This is a genomic window from Bradyrhizobium sp. LTSP849 (assembly GCF_000938255.1).
GTDB lineage: Bacteria > Pseudomonadota > Alphaproteobacteria > Rhizobiales > Xanthobacteraceae > Bradyrhizobium.
Genome location: NZ_JYMR01000045.1, coordinates 1 through 16,338, shown reverse-complemented (window position 1 = coordinate 16,338; position 16,338 = coordinate 1). Strand labels below are relative to the sequence as shown.

Below are 16,338 nucleotides of genomic sequence, written 5' to 3'. Positions count from 1 at the left end.
GTGCAGGCCATACCCGCGCCGCGGCCGGCTGCGTCGCCCGACATGCGGCGCATCGACGTGCGCGGATTGTGCAAGACCTTCCAGTTGGCGGGCACGGCCATCGAGGCGGTGCGCGACGTCTCCTTCAATGTGCGGCGCGGTGAATTCGTCGCTCTTTTGGGGCCATCCGGTTCAGGCAAGAGCACCGTCCTCAACATGATCGCAACACTGGTCAAGCCGACCAGCGGAGAGATCCTGATTGACGGCGTGCCCGTCGTTCCCGGACGAGCGACGCCGAATGTCGGCTATGTGTTCCAGCGCGATACCCTGTTTCCCTGGCGCACCGTCGCCGACAACATCGGCTACGGCCTGCAATTGGCGGGTGTCCCGGTGGCGGAGCGGAAGGATCGTGTCAGGGCTTGCCTGGCGCAGGCCGGACTGCAGGGTTTTGAGAACGCCTATCCCTCGACATTGTCTGGCGGCATGCGCCAGCGCGCCGCCTTGATGCGAACGCTGGTCGTTGAACCGCAGGTTCTGCTGATGGACGAGCCGTTCGGCGCGCTCGACACCCACACCAAGATCGACATGCACGATGTGTTGCTTCGCATCTGGGAACGCGAACAGCAGACCGTGCTGTTCGTGACCCATGATCTCGGCGAGGCCCTGACGCTGGCAGATCGCATCATTCTGTTTTCCGCGCGGCCCGGCCGGATCAAGGACATCTTCGAGGTGGATTTTGCCCGCCCACGCAATGCCGTGAAGATCCGGGAAACGCCGCGTTATGCCGAGCTGTTTCAGCTGGTCTGGCATTCGCTCGGCGAGGAATTCGTCAAGGGCCGAAGTCCATGAGACAAGCGCGCCGCCCCGGCAGAACCTTGGCCTGGCAGGCGTTGATCTGCGTCTGCTTTCTGTCGATCTGGCAATGGGGCTACGATCTGCACGGCCGCTTTCCTTGGTTGGTGCCGGATCTGCTCGATCCCTATTTCGTGTCCAAACCGTCGCAAATCTTCGAGCATTTCCTGATCCTGAGCTGCCTCAAGTCCAAGCTCGGAATGTTTAACGGCTGGTTCAATGGCGAATTCAGCCGCTGCATGGCGCGATCGGAGAACAATCTCTGGATCGCGACCGCCGTCACCCTGAAGAACACCTTCTTCGGTTTCGTGACCGGCGTCAGCAGCGGCTTTGCGGCGGGCCTCGTGCTGGGCCGTTCGGATCGGCTGAGCGCCATCTTCCAGCCGTTCATCACGGCGGTGAATTCGATCCCTCGCATCGCGCTGGCGCCGATTATCGTGCTGGCTTTCGGCATCGGTGATACCTCGAAGATCGTGACGTCGTGGATCGTGGTCGTCTTTCTCGTGTTCTTCAATACGTTCGAAGGCGCGCGGTCGATCGACGAGGGCTTTGTCAATGCGGCGCGGCTGCTCGGCGCCAGCGAGTGGCAGATCACCCGCACGGTGGTCGTCCCCTCGACCATGGCCTGGGTCTTCGCCTCGCTGACGCCTGCGATTTCCTTTGCCCTGATCGGCGTGATCGTCGGCGAGTTTATCGGTGCGGAACGGGGAATCGGGCGCCTGATCATCGAATCCGAGGCGCGCGCGGAGGCATCGGGAATGATGGTCGCCGTCATCGTGCTGATGCTGGTCGGCGTTGCTCTGTCCGCGTTGATCTGGCGATTGCAGGCCTATCTGCTGCGCTGGCAGCAGCACAATATGGCGGAGTAGCCCGAACGACGGTGTGCTGTCCGCTCGCTGCGCAGCATGCGTCAGCCGGTTTGCAAGGATAGTATTGTGCCCCTGTTTTGCCCGACGGGTCAAACGTCTACGATCGCCGCTTATCTCTACCGACCTCCGGAAGCGTGACCGGAATCCAATAACGCGCTCCAGCGCCGATCCAGACCCATCACCACCGGCGTGCGTCGCTCTCCGAATTTTGCTCGCCGCTTCAGATGCTTCGTCCGATGCAACGGGCGCCGCGCCGGCAACTGCCGTCTACTGTGCATGGGGTTGTTTTCGACATTTTTGTTGTCCGGTCGCAGGAAGCTACCGTAGAGCGGTGATAGGTTGAACCTGCCACCGGCGCGGTCCGACCAACAGCATCCCGCCAGGTAATCCACGACGATGTTCGACAAAACCTACCGGCAGCGCCTCGAAGCCGATCTTGCACAATGGGAGGCCGATGGCGTAATCGCACCGGCGGCCGCCGCCTCGATCCGCACTGCGCTGCCCCCGCTCTCGCCCGGCATCAACATCGCGGTGGTCGTTGCCATCGTCGGCGGCCTCTTGATCGCAGCCGCTTTCCTTGCCTTCGTCGCAGCGCACTGGACCGAGATCGCGCGGCTGCTGCGGTTCGCGATCCTGCTCGCCGGCATGGTCGTTGCCGGCGGCCTCGGGGCCTGGTTCGCCAGCACGGGCCGGGCGGTTCTTGCCGATCTCTGCGCAAGCATCGGCGCGATCATCTTCGGCGCAGGCATCGCGCTGGTCGGCCAGATGTATCACCTGGGCGATGACTTTGCCGGCGGCATGCTGCTGTGGTCGATCGGTGCATTTGTGGCGGCGCTGCTGACCGGCTCGCGCGGTGCTCTTGCGGTCGGTCTCGTGGCGGCCTGCATCTGGACCTGCATGCGCAGCTATGATGCGCCGGACGCGCTGCATCTTCCGTTCGTGGCGGTCTGGCTCCTCGCCGGCGGCCTCGCGCTCGCGTGGAATTCGCGCGCGGCCGCCCACCTCGTTGCAATTGCCGCGCTTCCCTGGTGGATCGCGACGGCGCTTCGCTTCGACTTCGATGGGGTACAGCCGTCATTCGTGCTCGCGAACGGTGCGGCGTTGCTGTTCGGTGCCGGGCTCGCGATCGCCGCGGCGCCGTCGCCAAGGGCGTTGCGCCTTGGGGCTGTTCTGTCGATCTACGGGGCGTTTTCGCTGGCCGTCGTCGCTGTCCTGGAAGTGATAACGGTCGACGACATCATCCGCTTCCGGACCGGCACTGCGCCAGCTCAACCGCTTTGGGCGATGTTGTGCGGCATTGCTGGCGTGATCCTCGCTTTCGTGTCTGCCAAGTTGACGAACCGCGCGGGTGAAGCCGTTGCAGGATGTGCGATCGGGCTCGTCCTGCTCGCGGCGCCGATCTGGCCGGCGTCCACGGGCGGCGAGCCGTGGTTCGCCTATGCCGCGCTGCTCTGCGCCATGCTCTGCCTCGTCGTCTCCGGCGTGCTCGATGATGTGCGTCCACGGATCGTCGCCGGCTGGCTCGGCATCGCCGGCGTCATCGCGGGCATCACCTGGGCGGTGAAGGGCTCGCTGCTGCGCCGCTCGGCCTTCCTTGCGGTGGCCGGAATCATCACCGTCGTGTTTGCAACCGCACTCAATCGCGCGCTGCCGAGGTCTGAGCGATGATCGAACTGGTCGCATCCGCCACAAAACTCTGGCAGCGCATTCCGAAAGCCGTGCTGTTCGGTGTCGCCATTCTGGTTCAATGCGTGCTGCTGGTCCTGATGGTCGCCGATCGCATGCAGATACTGCGCGAAGGCCGTGAGGTGACCTTGCAGACGCAGCCGGTCGATCCCCGCGATCTCCTGCGCGGCGACTATGTCGTGCTCCGCTACGACATCTCGCAACTGCCGGCAGGCGCGCTCGCCGGCCAGCCGGCCGCGGTGCGCAGCCCGATCGTGTTCGTCAAGCTCGCGCCCAATGCCAATGGCCTTTACGAGGCGGTCTCGGTGCATGCCGAAGCTGTGCCGGTCATGGCGCCCGAAGTGCTGATCCGCGGACGCCTCGCCAATTACGGCGGCACGTCCTGCGGCACGGATCGGCGCGCCTTCTGCGACAAGCTGGCTATACAATACGGTCTCGAAAGCTATTTCGTCCCGGAGGGAGAAGGAAAAAAGCTCGAGCAAGCCCGCAACCAGCAGAAACTGCGAGTCGTTGCCGCCGTGCTGCCATCAGGGCGCGCCGCCATCAAGCGGCTGCTGCTTGACGGCCAGCCGGTGTATGAGGAGCCGTGGTACTAGCGGGTCATTCGGGCCGCGCTTTCAACGCCCGCCGCAGCACGTCCCACATCCGTGGATCGTTCATGTGCGCCACGTTGAACCGCATGAAGTCCGATGCGGTCTGCGACACGCTGAAGACGTTGCCCGGCGCGAGCACGACATCCTCGCTCAGCGCGGTGCGCGCAACCTGCGTCGCATCCTGTTCGCCGGCCAGCCGACACCAAAGGAAAAATCCGCCGCGCGGCGTCAGCCATGGCTCGATGCCCAACGCCCCGAGCTTCCGCGCCACGTCGCGCCGTGCGCGCGTGAGCCTGTGCCTCAGCTCGTCCATGTGCTTGCGATAGCTGCCGCCGGCCAGCACCTTGGCGATGATCTCTGTCGCAACCGGGCTCGCACCGCCAAAGCTGGTTGCGATCTGGAGGTCGACGAGATGTTCGATCCAGTCGGCGCGCGCGGCAATGTAGCCGCAGCGCACCGAGGCCGAGAGCGTCTTGGAGAAGCTGCCGATGCGGATCACACGGTTCAGCCCGTCGAGCGCGGCGAGGCGCGGCGAGCGTTCCGGCTCGAAATCGCCAAAAATATCGTCCTCGATGATGGTGAGGTCGTGTGCGGCGGCAGCGGTCAAAAGCCGGTGCGCGGTCGGCAGCGAGAGCGTCGCGCCGGTTGGATTGTGGAGTGCGGAATTGGTGATGTAGAGCCGTGGCCGCTCACTGGCGAGGATCGCTTCGAAGCGGGTGACGTCGGGGCCCGATGGTGTGTAGGGTACACTGATGATCTTCACCTGGTGCGCCCGCAACAGCGCACGGAAATTGAAGTAGCAGGGATCGTCGACCAGCACCGTATCGCCGGGGCGGAGCAGGAAGCGGCAGACGAGGTCGGTTGCCTGCGTGCCCGAGCCCGTCAGCATGAGCTGGTTGATCGACGCCTCGATCGCGTCCTCGGCAAGGCGCGTGAGCAGGAGCCGGCGCAATGCGAGGGAGCCGGATGTCGAGCCGTAATTGGTCAACACGCTCGCCTCACTGCGTCCGAGCGCACGAACGGCGCGACGCAGAGCCTCCTCGGGCATCCAGTCCGGCGGCAGCCAGCCGCATCCCGGTTTTGGCACGGCGGCGTCGGTGTCGAGCGATTGCCGCGAGACCCAAAACGGATCGACCGCTCGATCGCGGCGCGGTTCGACCTCGGTGAGCGCAAGCGGCGGGGTGACGGTCGGCGACACATAGAAGCCGGAGCCGCGCCGCGCCCGGATCAGGCCTTCGGCGGCGAGGCGGTCATAGGCTTCAACGACAGTCGAAGGCGAAACGCCCATCGTCGTGGCAAGGCTGCGGATCGACGGCAGGCGGTCGCCGGCACTGAGCGCGCGGCCAGCGACCTTGCTGCGGATCGCGCGCATCACATCCGCGGTTCGCATTCCGCCGCGACCCCTCGTTTGCGCTTCGCTGTCCAAAGTGTATGACCTTCCATATCCATACAGATTTGCCAGATTGTATTGGATTGTCGCTGGTTTCGCCACTGGGGAAGACCGAGGATCGCGGTCCAAAAAAGGTAAGTCGGAATGCAAACTGCGGGCAGCGGCTGGGGCAACGGGCTTCTCGGCGTCATCATCTTCAGCGGCTCGCTGCCGGCAACGCGCGTGGCGGTCGGCGGCTTCTCCGCGTTGTTCCTGACATCGGCGCGCGCGGTCATTGCCGCGCTGATAGGTGTGGCCGTGCTCGCCCTGCTCCGACAGGTGCGGCCGGAGCGCAAGGATCTCGCCTCGCTCGCCATCGTCTCGCTCGGCGTCGTCGTCGGCTTTCCCCTGCTGACGGCGCTGGCGCTCCAGCACATCACCTCGGCGCATTCGATCGTCTTCATCGGCTTGCTGCCGCTGTCGACCGCGGTCTTCGCCGTGCTGCGCGGCGGCGAGCGGCCGCCGCCGATGTTCTGGCTGTTCGCGGTTCTCGGCAGCGTGACGGTGGTCGGCTTTGCCTTGTCGAACGACGGCACGGCGTCAGTCGCGGGCGATCTCCTGATGGTGGCCGCGATCGTGTTGTGCGGGCTCGGCTATGCCGAGGGTGCCGCGCTGTCGCGCCGGCTTGGCGGCTGGCAGGTGATCTCCTGGGCGCTGCTGCTGGCGCTGCCGTTGATGGTGCCGGTCGCGGTCTGGACCTGGCCTCCGACATGGAGCGGCGTCAGTGCGCCGGCCTGGATCGGGCTCGCCTACGTCTCGATCTTCAGCATGTTCGTCGGCTTCATCTTCTGGTATCGCGGCCTCGCAATCGGCGGCATCGCGCGCGTCGGTCAATTGCAGCAGCTCCAGCCATTCTTCGGCCTCGCGCTCGCCGGCCTCGTTCTGCACGAGCCGGTCGCCTGGAGCATGATCGCCGCGACCGCGCTCGTCGTCGTCTGCGTCTTCTTCGCGCGACGGTTTGCGTGAGGCAGAGGCTCCCACGGAGTCTAGAGCTTTTTGTTTTGACGCGTTTCTAGTCCGAGGCTTTCAGTTCGTTGATTCGACGGAGTTCAGATGCCGTGCGTCCGGTCTTTCGGCGCAAAAGCGTGCGAAGCGTGGCTGCGTTGACATAGCCGGTTTGCACCGCGATTTCATCCACGCTCAGTTGCGTGGTGCTGAGCAGATATGAGGCTCGCTCGACGCGGAGATCCTGATGGTAGGCCAGAGGCGACCGCCCGAGCACGGCATGGATCTTCCGGGATAGAGTTCGAGCACTGACCCCGACAAACCTTGCGGCGTCTTCCAAAGAGAAGCCGTTCTCGAGGTTGGCCCGGGCCCAACTCTCGAACGCGTGTACAGCTTCATCCGCATGACGCACATGGTCCGGGATCGCATAGGTTGCCTGAGGCGATCGAGGATCCAGCATCAGGTAGCGAGCAGTGACCGCGGCGAGTGACGGGCTGTGTTGACGGATGAACCATAATGCCAGGTCGAAATGTGCGAGGACCGCGCCGGCGGTCACGAGCCGTTCTGTCCGGACCAAAGTCCGATCATTCTCCAATGCAACCTGCGGATAGCGAGAGCGGAAGAAGGAGGCCAGCCACCAACTCGTCGTTGCGCTCTTCCCGTCAAGCAGCCCGGTCTCCGCCAGGACGAACGTGCCGGTGCACGCAGCCGCAATCGTTGCCCCCTGCGCATGCCATGTCCGCAACAGGTTCTTCGCACCGTCGATGTCGGGATTTCGCAGCGCGCGTGTCAGCGCCTCGTCGGTCTTCGCGCCGAGTGCGGGGACGAGAACCAAATCGGGTTTCGAAGACGAAAGCGCTCTCTTGGTCGGAATGGTCAAACCATGCGCTGTCCTTACGCCGCGCCGGACACTCAGCACGGTCGCGCTGAACGAAGCGCCTTCGTTGGGCTCGGCCAACTCGGAAGCTGTGGCCAACGTGTCCTGAAACGCGGCCAATCCGGTATCGAACACGCCATCGATTGCTAATATCACCGTCTTGGTCATGGCAAGAATGATATCAAAATAGTCAATATTGCCAAGCGCCCTTGTCGGCCATTCCCGTTAGAAGGCAGCCCGAGTGATCCGTGCCTTCGAGCACGTATCGCGCGAGCAACCTCACCACGAAGGAGACAACCATGGTGAATCTGGGTCTTTATGTTCGTTTGGAAGCGAAGCCGGACAAGGCGACTGCCCTCGAAGAGTTTTTGCGAGGTGCTTTGCCGCTGGCGAAGGCCGAGACGGGCACGCCGGTCTGGTACGCGCTGAAGTTCGGGCCGCGAAGCTTCGCAATATTCGACGCGTTCGCCAGCGATCAGGACCGGGACGCACATCTCAATGGCCCGATTGCGGCCGCGCTGATGGCTCGTGCCGACGAACTCTTGGCAAGTCCGCCGGCAATCGAACGGTGGGACGCGTTGGCAGTGAAGTAGATTTGGGCCGTAAAATAGATTTGGTTCTGCGCTTCGGGGCCGGGAGGTGTGTCGGTGAATACCTCTTGCGCCCCGGCGCCTCATTCGTTCCCCGTGATCACCGTCCGCGTCAGCGTGCTTCTGGCAAATTTCTTCAACGGCATCGGCTTGCCGAACAGATAGCCCTGCACGTGGTCGAAACCGAGCTCGTTGACGGCGAGCAGGTCGCCGCGGGTCTCGACGCCTTCGGCGGCGGCGCTGGCGCCGTAGCCCTGCGCGAGCTCGACGATGTGACGGCACACCGTCCGCTTCAGCCGGTCGTTGCCGCAGCCGGTGACGAAGTGCCGGTCGGCCTTCAGCTTGATGAAGGGGATCTTGTCCAGACCCATCAGCTCCGGCCAGTTGGCGCCGAGATTGTCGATCGAGAGCCCGATATTGTGGAAGCGCATTTCGCGCGCGGCTTCGGTGAGGAATGCGAGATCGTGGATGGCCTCTTCGCTGGCGATCTCGATCGTCAGTCCGCCGAAGGCCGGATGCGTCGGCACGCGGCGGCAAAGATCGCGAACGGCCTGCGGCTCCTTCAGATAGGGCGCGGGAAGATTGATCGACAGATCGACCGCGCTTTGCCGCTCCAGGAGATAGTGCCAGTCCTGCACCGCGCGCTCGATCACGAACTCCGACAGGTTGCGGAAATGCGGATCGTGCGCCTCGGGAATGAAATAGGCCGGCGGCACCACGCCCCAGGTCGGATGTCGCATCCGCACCAGCGCCTCGGCGCCGCAGCGGACCAGCGAGCGCGCGTCGATCTTTGACTGATACCAGAGCTCGAGCCAGCCGGCATGCAGGGCCTCGCCGACATGCACGGCCGGGCTCGGCGCCGGCTCGTCCGGCAGCAGCATCGCGACGCGCTCGCGCAGCGTCTCGGCGGCAAAGGGCGTGGTGAGCGGCGGCAGCATCGCAAGCCCGTATTCCTCGCCGACCTGCTGCACGGCTTTGACAATGATCGACTCGCGGGCACCGACGGCCAGAACCTTGCCGTCGAAGGCCTCGCGCACCAGCGTCTCCAGAAATTGGCCGGGCTCGATGCCGTCGGCGGCGATGCCGAGCAGGATCAGGTCCGGCAGATCAGTGGCGAGCACGGCTTGCAGCTCGTCCGCGCTGCCGCATTCGCTGGTGACGAAGCCGAGATCCTCGAGCACCTCGCTCATGAACGCGCGCAGATGGCGCTTGCCGTCAGCCACGCAAGCGCGCGGCATCATCTTCCGTCGTCCGAAGGTTTTGGGCCTCCGTCCGACGAGCTCACCAATCCCATCGTCCATCGCAAACCACTCCCGTTCCGTGACGGTGTGATAGCGGCGCGGGGGGCTGCAAATATGGAGAGCTTCAGCGCGAATGTTGAATTGTCCGGGTAACGTTAAAGCCGCCATCATTTGTAAAATTGTTCGGATTGTCTTTGAGAAGTTTTCATGTTTGTCGGCGATTGGCGCGCGGCAGCGCGACATTGTCTGAGATTTTCGGGACGACGCCGGCCGTGCGTGAGCGCGGCCGGTGTCCTGCAATTGGACGAAGCTGCGCGCGCTTCGCCCAAATCAATAACGCCGGTATCAGTTGGCCGTCGCCTTTTCGTGTTCGGCGATCCCGACCGCCTTATAGTCATAGGTCGGATAGAACTCGGTGCGGTACGGACCCCACGCCGTATCCTCGATGATGCGGTTGACCTCGCGCAGCCGCGAGGCCGGCAGCCGCAGCGTGATCACCTGGCCGATGCCCATCATCACGTACCAGCTTACGACCTCCACGCCCGCCGGCGGGAAGGCTTTACGAAAACCCTGCTTGTCGAGCTGTGGATTCAATTCGTTGAGCGGACGCGACTGGTCGTGCTTGAAGAAGATGGTGAGCAGGACGGCGTTATCGGCGGTCGGTGCGGTATTGCCAGGAGGCGGCGCGGTCTGTGCCATCGTCGTCGATGTCAGCACACAAGCGCCCACCAGCCACGCCATCACCGTCAACGTCAGTCGGATCGATCTCATCGCGAATTCCTTCCATCGCAGCATGCGATGATTAGAGAATAGGTGCGACACGTCCGGTCCATGAATTCATTTTCGCGCGATGCGCGCATGTTCAGGCCTCGCTCGTGACAGTGATGCGACAACTCGCCAGGGTGCTGGGGAGGTGGATGTGAAGCACTTCACATGCGTATTGCTGCACCTGCGCTATTGATCCGAGCAGCCGGTGGTGGGCTGTCGAGGATCGCAGCTATGACGACGCGGCGGTTGATGTATTGGTGGTTCAGGTTCGTGCTGTCAGGGCGATTTCTCGATCGCTTCCTGAGCCTGCCGCGGACGCCCGAGTAGCGCGGATCAGGTCGCCCCGATCAACTTGCGAAACGCCGCCGCGCCGTCCTCGATCGCGTCGCGTCCCTTCCAGGCCAGATAGCTCAGCTTGCCGCCCAGCGTGTCGTGACTGCGCAGCCGGCGCGAGCCGAGGATATGACCGACATTGGAGGGGAAGCGGCTGACCTCGGCCGACACCAGCGCCGCGATCGCGTCCATCAATTGCTGGAGCCGGACGCCCCATTCGCATTGCTCGATGCCGTCGATACGAACCTTGAGCGCATATTCGGTGTCGTAGACCTCGGTGAGCAGGTCGCGCGCGACCAGCACGCGGTTGTTCCGGAGCGCGATACGCAGCGCGAGGCGCTTGTCGTCGAGCCGGTCGAGCACCATGGGGACGGCGCAGGCGTAAGGCGCAGCGGCGACGTCGGCCGCGCTCTTGCTCGCGGCCGCCTTGGTGGCGAGGCGTGCCAACTCCCAGGACGTCTTCAGGCGCCTCGCCACCAGCGCCAGCGCGAAGGGCAGCGCATCGGGATAGGCCTTCTTGAAGGCGTCGAGCTGCGCGGTGATCTGGGCGACCTGGCCGTCGTCGAATTTCGCGATCTTCTCGGGCAGCTTCGCGTTGAACTTCGGCAGCGCGTCGCCGGCGCGCAGCACATGCAGCATCTTCCTCACGTCGTCGAAGGCGGTGCGCGAGGCCGTGTATTGCGCGAGCTTGGCGCGCGCGAACTCGGTGCTCTCGGCCGAGGCGAGGGTGTTCTCGAGGACCTTGACGACCTTGACCTGAAAGGTCGACGCGATCTTCAGCACTTCCTTCGGGTTGTTGGCGGTGACCTGGTCGTTGATCGCCTTGATATAGTCGCGCGCCATGGTCGGCAGCAGGTCGCGGCAGATCCACTCCCAGATCGGCGTGAGCGTGTTGCGCGAGATCCGCCCCATATTGGCGTGCTCGGGCGCGCCGTCGATCAAGAGCAGCTCAAGCGGCGCGAAGAAATAGCGTGAGGGATTGGTGGCGCGCGCCTGGGTCGATCCGTCCTTGCGGAACTCGGCGCGCAGCGTGGTCTGGACGCTGGTTGAGCCGGGCATGTCGATGCCGCACAGCTCGAGCCGCTCGAGCTCGCTGAGCAGACAGCTGCGCGACAGCGGCGTCAGCTTCTGCAAGAACTCCGATAGCTGATCGATCTCGTTCATGGCACGCAATCTTCCGCAACGAATCCCGCAGGCCTATCGGCCCAATGCGTGGAGGCATTTGCGCGCTCTCAAGTGGGACACAGAGAAGCAAGTCGCCGTTAATATATCCGTAAAATCCGGGGTTCTGGAGATCCGGTGTGGCGGCGATCGTTAAGACGGCTCTGCCCATCTGCTTGTGAATTAAGCAGGTTTATCAACCTCTGCATGGTCGGGGATGTCTTCGCGCAAGCATAAATTGTGCCGATGCCGATGTTTCAGCACAAAGCTGCCAAAATGACCGTAGTCTTACGGAGCAAAAAGTTAACCATAGATCGCCCCAAGTTCCGCTAAACGAGTCACATGGGGTCACACAACGATACGGCCACTGATTCGCGGCCGTCGGAATGGTACGAAAGCAGCGCTTCTCCACCTGAAGAGCTCGATTTCGTCCGACTGAATGCCGCCCGCGCCAAGGCCGCCGACGAGATGGCTGCCGCCATCGCCCGCGAGCTCAATGGTCCCCTGACCGCACTCCTGCTCTACATGGGCGAGATCAAGCATCACAGCGATCAGCTCGCGCCGGTGTTGGGCGACCGCGCCTATTTGCAGCGGGTGGTCGAGAACGCGCTGGCGCAGACCGAGCGCGTCTGCGGCCTGGTCAAGCGGCTTGCCGGTCCTCACAAGGGCGACTTGCCCACGCCGTCCACGACCGAGGATGCCGAGTTGAAGGCCGGCCGCGCACCGCAGACGCCGCGTGTGGCGAGCCCCGAGTTCTCGAGCCTGTCGGGCAAGCGGCTGACCAAGCGTGAGCGTGAGGTGCTGAGGCTGATCAGCGAGGGCTATTCGAACAAGCAGGGCGCGCTGCGGATGCAGATCAGCCCGCGCACCTTCGAGAGCCATCGGGCTGAGGCGATGCGCAAGCTCGGTGCACGCAACACCGCGGACCTCGTCCGCGCGGCGCTGCTGCATTCGATCGATTGAGGCTGTTGTGTTGCGCCGCCGGGCGGCGGCGCGGCCAAAGGCTTGGGATCGGCTAGAGAGACCCGATCTCGTTCAAAAATAGTCTTCGGCGAAGGGGCGGGCGCGCGAGGTGGGCCGCAGGACCTTCGGCTCTTCCTTCGGAGCATTCGGGATGATCGTGATGACCCAGCGCGGCGGCATGCTCGATTCCTGCTCCAGCACCGAACGCACGAAACCGGTCACCGTCGACTCGCCCGCTTTCACGGTCGCCATCCGGCCGTTGAACTGAGCGATGCGGAAGCGACGGACTTCTTTCTGGTCCGCAGTCTCATAGGTGAACATAGAAACCCTCCTGGTTTCCGGCGACTATCGCCACCTATGATTAGTCTTATATGAAAATCGTAAACCGTATAAGTACGGCGGAATGCACGCGGGGGTGGTCAGTCCTGCGGCTCCTGCTTCCGCGCAGCGGCGTAGGCCGCATCCATCCGCTCCAGAAGATCGCAAAATTCGGCATCTCCAAGCGTGTCCGCGGTTCTCTCCAACTGCTGTGCCAGCGTCGCGAGCCGGAGATAGCCGAACGTCCTGGCGGCGCTCTTCAGTGAATGCGCCTCGCGCCCAATCTTGCTGCGATGCTGGCCGAGGTCGAGCGTTCGGAACAGTTTGAGCCGCGCACTTGTGTCGCTCCAGAATACGGCTCGGACCTCGCCGGCACCGTCCTCGCCGATCTCGCGCACGAGCGCGTCGAACGCACCAGGCTCGCGCAGCGGCTCAAGCTCGGGCAGCGGATCAATATCGAGCGTGCTCTGCGCAGGCGCGAAAGTGGCTTCAAACATGCTCGGTCCCGGTCCCCAGTGGTACGCATCGCGAGCCCTGGGTCGCGATGCGCCGGGATATCTACGCCCGTTCCGATTTCGGTTCCGGTAGCGAGACGCGCGGTGTTTGCGGACGGCCGTCAACGGTTGGTTTACCACGTCCCGCTCTGCGCGGAGCGCGTCGTGCTTCGTCAGGACCCGAGCAGCCTGTCGTACTGGGCCTTCACCGTAGCGTAGCATTCGCACGCGGTCTGGCGCAGCCCGTCCAAATTGAGGATTTGGATGTGTCCGCGGCTGTAGTGGATGAAATTGGCCTGCTGCAAGGTATTGGCGACCAGCGACACGCTGTTGCGCCGCGCCCCGATCATCTGCGCCATGACCTCCTGGGTGAGCAGCAGCCGGTAGTCGCCCGACAAATCATGGGTGTGCAGCAGGCAGCGCGATAGTCGCGATTCCACGGGATGGGCGGCATTGCAGCCCGCGGTCTGCTGGACCTGGGCGTAGACCGCCAGCCCGTGGCGCGTCAGCAGCGTCCGCAGGGTGGTGCTCTGTTCGGCCGCGCCGCGCAACCGGTCGAGGTCCATCACCGATGCAGCGCCGGGAACCAGTACGACTGCCGTGTTCAGTGCGCAGGCATCGCCCATGGTCGAGAGCGTGCCGAGCAGGCTGTCGCGGCCGATCATGGCGACCTGCACGTGCTCGCCCTTGGCGAGCGTCACGACCAGCGAGATCACGCCACGGTGGGGGAAGTAGGCGCGCCTGAGCGTCTCGCCGGTCTCGACCAGCACCGCGTCGTGCGGCAGGTCGACCGTGCGCAGATGTGCACGGATCAATTCATAATCGTCTGCCGACAGCGCCGACAGGAAACCGTTGGATGGACGCACCATCGTTTCCAAAGCCGCCTCCCGTTTCCCCAGCCAATGAACGCTCCAGCGGATCTACTATTCCTCGCACGGGTAAGTTCCATCATCTTCCCGTCGGGATATATTGGCAATTGGTCAATTGTTCACAGGCGCGGCCCGGCAATCAGTCGATACCGCCTTGTGCGCACGCCGGAATGCAGTCGTTGGCGTTGGCCTGGCGTCATCGCGGGGCCTCTAACAGTCGCACGTGATGGGCCTTCACCGCGGAATAGCAGTCGCAGGACGCTGTTTCCAGCGCGCGCAAATCGGTGATCTCGATCTGGCCCCGGCTGTAGCGAATGATGCCGGATCATCAGGCTGCGGAACTGTACGCTGGCCGCGGCGACTGCCATCCTGATGAGATGGGGACGCAGCCGAGCGAAATCTGCCGCATCAAGTATTTGCAGCAGCTGGTTGGGCGGTCGGTAGCTCGCGGTCATGCAGGATCAATCCAGCGCGGTCTCGGATCGTGCGTTCGACATCCAGTTGCACGGTTGTATAATGCTACCGCAACGGTTGTGTTGTTGTCCATATACCCGTTGGAGGGCAGACAGCCTGCCTCATTTGCGGCGGAAATAAGAACTGCGTGCTGATTCGCGCACGCGCTTGGTCGCCAGTCTCGCGTCGCCAGTCGGGAAGAACCGGCAAGGGGGCCTTATGAGCCGGAAACTGGTCGACGGCAGACCTTGTGTCCACGATGCCATCGGACATTCGTCGATCCGCGCAGCCTTGCTTGTCCGCCAACTCATTTCAGCCGTCAGCGATTGCTTCGAGTCATTGCGTGGCGTGGCCGCAGATCTTGCGTTCATCCCGTCCGCCTTCTGCACCAGGCCAACCGCACGCGCGGCCATCACCATTTCGATTCAAGCCAGAGGAGAAAGGCGTGCCCCACGGTTCAATTGTTGAATCGCCGAAGCGGGAAACTCAAACGGGGACGGAAAATCTGAACCATATTCTCGTTGTCGACGACGACCCGATGGTATGCATGGCCATCGAGATCTATCTCCAGCGGAACAATCTTCGGGTGACGATCGCCGAAGGCGGAGAAGCAGGACTTCGCGCGCTCGAACACGAACAGTTCGATCTGATGATGATCGATATCTTCATGCCGCATATGCGCGGCTTCGAATCGATCCGGATCTTCCACGAGCGCGCGCCTGCCATTCCGCTGATCGCGATGTCGGGCTACGCCTTTGCAAATCTGAACTCGCCCGCGCCGGATTTCCTGAGGATGGCGCTCGAGCTCGGCGCGGCGCGCTGTCTGCGCAAGCCGTTCACGCCGGATGCGTTGCTCGCCGCCATCAGGGATTGCCTCGCGGAGCATCGTGCTGCTGCTGCGCGGCTGGGTTAGCGCGGTATTGACCGCGCCGCTCGCGGGGTAAGCGTCCGTTTACCGCAAGTGCAGGGATTTCGGATTTCAGCGGAAGATCAACGGGCGGTCGCGCACGCGATTCCGATTGCGAGTGATTTGATTCAATTCGCGCGGCCCGTGCATATCGTCCCTTGCCGGCAGGATTTTTTTGCGCAGGTCGTGACGCTGTTATCGGCGCGTTTACCTGTCGTGTCTCCCGCCTGAAGCGCGGCGCTGGATCTGCCGAAAAACGCAGCTGCATGCAGCCGAACGGCAAACTTCTCTTCAATATCCGTATTAGCACGGAGGCTGAAATTAACGGGACCGTGAAATGGGATGTCTAACGATCTAGGAGCGGGCTTCCGTTGATTCCACGTGCGGCTCAGGCGTCGAAGTCCAGATCAGTAAGGCGTACCCCATGGATGATCTGTTGCGGGAGTTTTTGACGGAGACCAGCGAGAGCCTGGACACCGTCGACAATCAGCTGGTGAAGTTCGAGCAGGATCCGAACAACGCCAAGATCCTGGATAACATCTTCCGCCTGGTCCACACCATCAAGGGTACGTGCGGCTTCCTCGGACTGCCGCGGCTTGAAGCGCTGGCGCATGCCGGCGAGACGCTGATGAGCAAATTCCGTGACGGCATGCCGGTGACGGCCGGCGCGGTGACGGTGATCCTGGCCTCGATCGACCGCATCAAGGAAATCCTGGCCGGGCTGGAAGCGACCGAAGCCGAGCCCGAGGGCACCGACCGCGATCTCATCGACAAGCTGGAAGCGATGGTCGAGCAGGGCACGGCCGCGATGTCCGCGTCGGCGCAGCCGATCGCGTCCGCTGCTGCTACTCCTGTCGCTGAAGCTCCGCCGCTGGTGCCGGAAGCCCCGGCTGCGCCCGCACCCGCAAAAGAAATGACCCAAGGCGCGCTGATCGACCAGACCCTGGAGCGTCCGCTGCGTCCGGGCGAAGTGTCGCTCGACGATCTCGAGCGCGCCTTCCGCGAGACCGC

Annotated in this window: 17 protein-coding genes; 9 read left to right on the top strand and 8 right to left on the bottom strand. The window is 63.5% G+C overall.

Annotation, left to right across the window (positions count from 1 at the left end):
• Nucleotides 1-42: 42 nt before the first annotated feature.
• From UB31_RS24400 to UB31_RS24385, 4 genes are all read left to right on the top strand, one after another.
• Complete coding sequence (locus tag UB31_RS24400; protein ID WP_045012969.1) at nt 43-828, top strand: ABC transporter ATP-binding protein; 786 nt, start codon at nt 43-45, stop codon at nt 826-828.
• Nucleotides 825-1,700: an ABC transporter permease gene (locus tag UB31_RS24395; RefSeq protein WP_045012731.1), complete on the top strand. Its 876-nt coding sequence runs from the start codon at nt 825-827 to the stop codon at nt 1,698-1,700. The genes UB31_RS24400 and UB31_RS24395 overlap by 4 nt, the downstream gene beginning before the upstream one ends.
• Nucleotides 1,701-2,096: 396 nt before the next feature.
• Complete coding sequence (locus tag UB31_RS24390; RefSeq protein WP_045012730.1) at nt 2,097-3,368, top strand: DUF2157 domain-containing protein; 1,272 nt, start codon at nt 2,097-2,099, stop codon at nt 3,366-3,368.
• Nucleotides 3,365-3,982, top strand: coding sequence for a GDYXXLXY domain-containing protein (locus UB31_RS24385; RefSeq protein ID WP_045012729.1), 618 nt, complete (start codon nt 3,365-3,367; stop codon nt 3,980-3,982). Before UB31_RS24390 ends, UB31_RS24385 begins: the two co-directional genes overlap by 4 nt.
• Before the next feature lie 4 nt (nt 3,983-3,986).
• Here the strand turns inward: UB31_RS24385 and UB31_RS24380 are convergent, their stop codons facing one another.
• Nucleotides 3,987-5,369, bottom strand: a complete 1,383-nt coding sequence (locus tag UB31_RS24380; RefSeq protein WP_502691272.1) for an aminotransferase-like domain-containing protein — start codon at nt 5,367-5,369, stop codon at nt 3,987-3,989.
• A gap of 144 nt (nt 5,370-5,513) precedes the next feature.
• Between UB31_RS24380 and UB31_RS24375 the strand changes: the two genes are divergently transcribed.
• Entirely contained in the window at nt 5,514-6,374 is an 861-nt protein-coding gene (locus tag UB31_RS24375; RefSeq protein WP_045004303.1) for a DMT family transporter, read from the top strand.
• A gap of 46 nt (nt 6,375-6,420) precedes the next feature.
• On the opposite strand, the gene UB31_RS24370 is transcribed toward UB31_RS24375, so the two are convergent.
• On the bottom strand, nt 6,421-7,398 hold the full coding sequence (locus UB31_RS24370) for a GlxA family transcriptional regulator (RefSeq protein ID WP_045012727.1): 978 nt from the start codon (nt 7,396-7,398) through the stop codon (nt 6,421-6,423).
• 131 nt (nt 7,399-7,529) lie between these two features.
• Between UB31_RS24370 and UB31_RS24365 the strand changes: the two genes are divergently transcribed.
• Entirely contained in the window at nt 7,530-7,823 is a 294-nt protein-coding gene (locus UB31_RS24365) for a putative quinol monooxygenase (protein WP_045004298.1), read from the top strand.
• Between the two features lie 80 nt (nt 7,824-7,903).
• Here the strand turns inward: UB31_RS24365 and UB31_RS24360 are convergent, their stop codons facing one another.
• The 3 genes from UB31_RS24360 to UB31_RS24350 form a co-directional block, all read right to left on the bottom strand.
• Nucleotides 7,904-9,121: an EAL domain-containing response regulator gene (locus tag UB31_RS24360; protein ID WP_045012726.1), complete on the bottom strand. Its 1,218-nt coding sequence runs from the start codon at nt 9,119-9,121 to the stop codon at nt 7,904-7,906.
• Between the two features lie 285 nt (nt 9,122-9,406).
• Nucleotides 9,407-9,832 (bottom strand): hypothetical protein, encoded by a 426-nt coding sequence (locus UB31_RS24355; protein WP_045012968.1) that lies wholly within the window; start codon nt 9,830-9,832, stop codon nt 9,407-9,409.
• A gap of 330 nt (nt 9,833-10,162) precedes the next feature.
• Entirely contained in the window at nt 10,163-11,326 is a 1,164-nt protein-coding gene (locus tag UB31_RS24350) for a hypothetical protein (protein ID WP_045012725.1), read from the bottom strand.
• Nucleotides 11,327-11,665: 339 nt separating this feature from the next.
• On the opposite strand from UB31_RS24350, the gene UB31_RS24345 reads away from it, so the two are divergent.
• The gene (locus UB31_RS24345) at nt 11,666-12,286 is read left to right on the top strand and encodes a response regulator transcription factor (protein ID WP_045004292.1); all 621 of its coding nucleotides are present in this window, start codon (nt 11,666-11,668) and stop codon (nt 12,284-12,286) included.
• Between the two features lie 72 nt (nt 12,287-12,358).
• Here UB31_RS24345 and UB31_RS24340 read toward each other — a convergent pair whose 3' ends face one another.
• From UB31_RS24340 to UB31_RS24330, 3 genes are all read right to left on the bottom strand, one after another.
• Complete coding sequence (locus UB31_RS24340) at nt 12,359-12,607, bottom strand: hypothetical protein (RefSeq protein ID WP_045004291.1); 249 nt, start codon at nt 12,605-12,607, stop codon at nt 12,359-12,361.
• Between the two features lie 98 nt (nt 12,608-12,705).
• On the bottom strand, nt 12,706-13,101 hold the full coding sequence (locus UB31_RS24335) for an Hpt domain-containing protein (protein ID WP_045012724.1): 396 nt from the start codon (nt 13,099-13,101) through the stop codon (nt 12,706-12,708).
• A 170-nt stretch (nt 13,102-13,271) separates the two neighbouring features.
• Nucleotides 13,272-13,967, bottom strand: coding sequence for a Crp/Fnr family transcriptional regulator (locus UB31_RS24330; RefSeq protein WP_197090853.1), 696 nt, complete (start codon nt 13,965-13,967; stop codon nt 13,272-13,274).
• Nucleotides 13,968-14,925: 958 nt separating this feature from the next.
• Between UB31_RS24330 and UB31_RS24325 the strand changes: the two genes are divergently transcribed.
• Both UB31_RS24325 and UB31_RS24320 read left to right on the top strand, forming a co-directional pair.
• Nucleotides 14,926-15,333 (top strand): response regulator, encoded by a 408-nt coding sequence (locus UB31_RS24325; RefSeq protein WP_197087318.1) that lies wholly within the window; start codon nt 14,926-14,928, stop codon nt 15,331-15,333.
• A 418-nt stretch (nt 15,334-15,751) separates the two neighbouring features.
• Nucleotides 15,752-16,338: Hpt domain-containing protein (locus tag UB31_RS24320; protein ID WP_045012722.1), on the top strand; the 587-nt coding region annotated here is incomplete at its 3' end.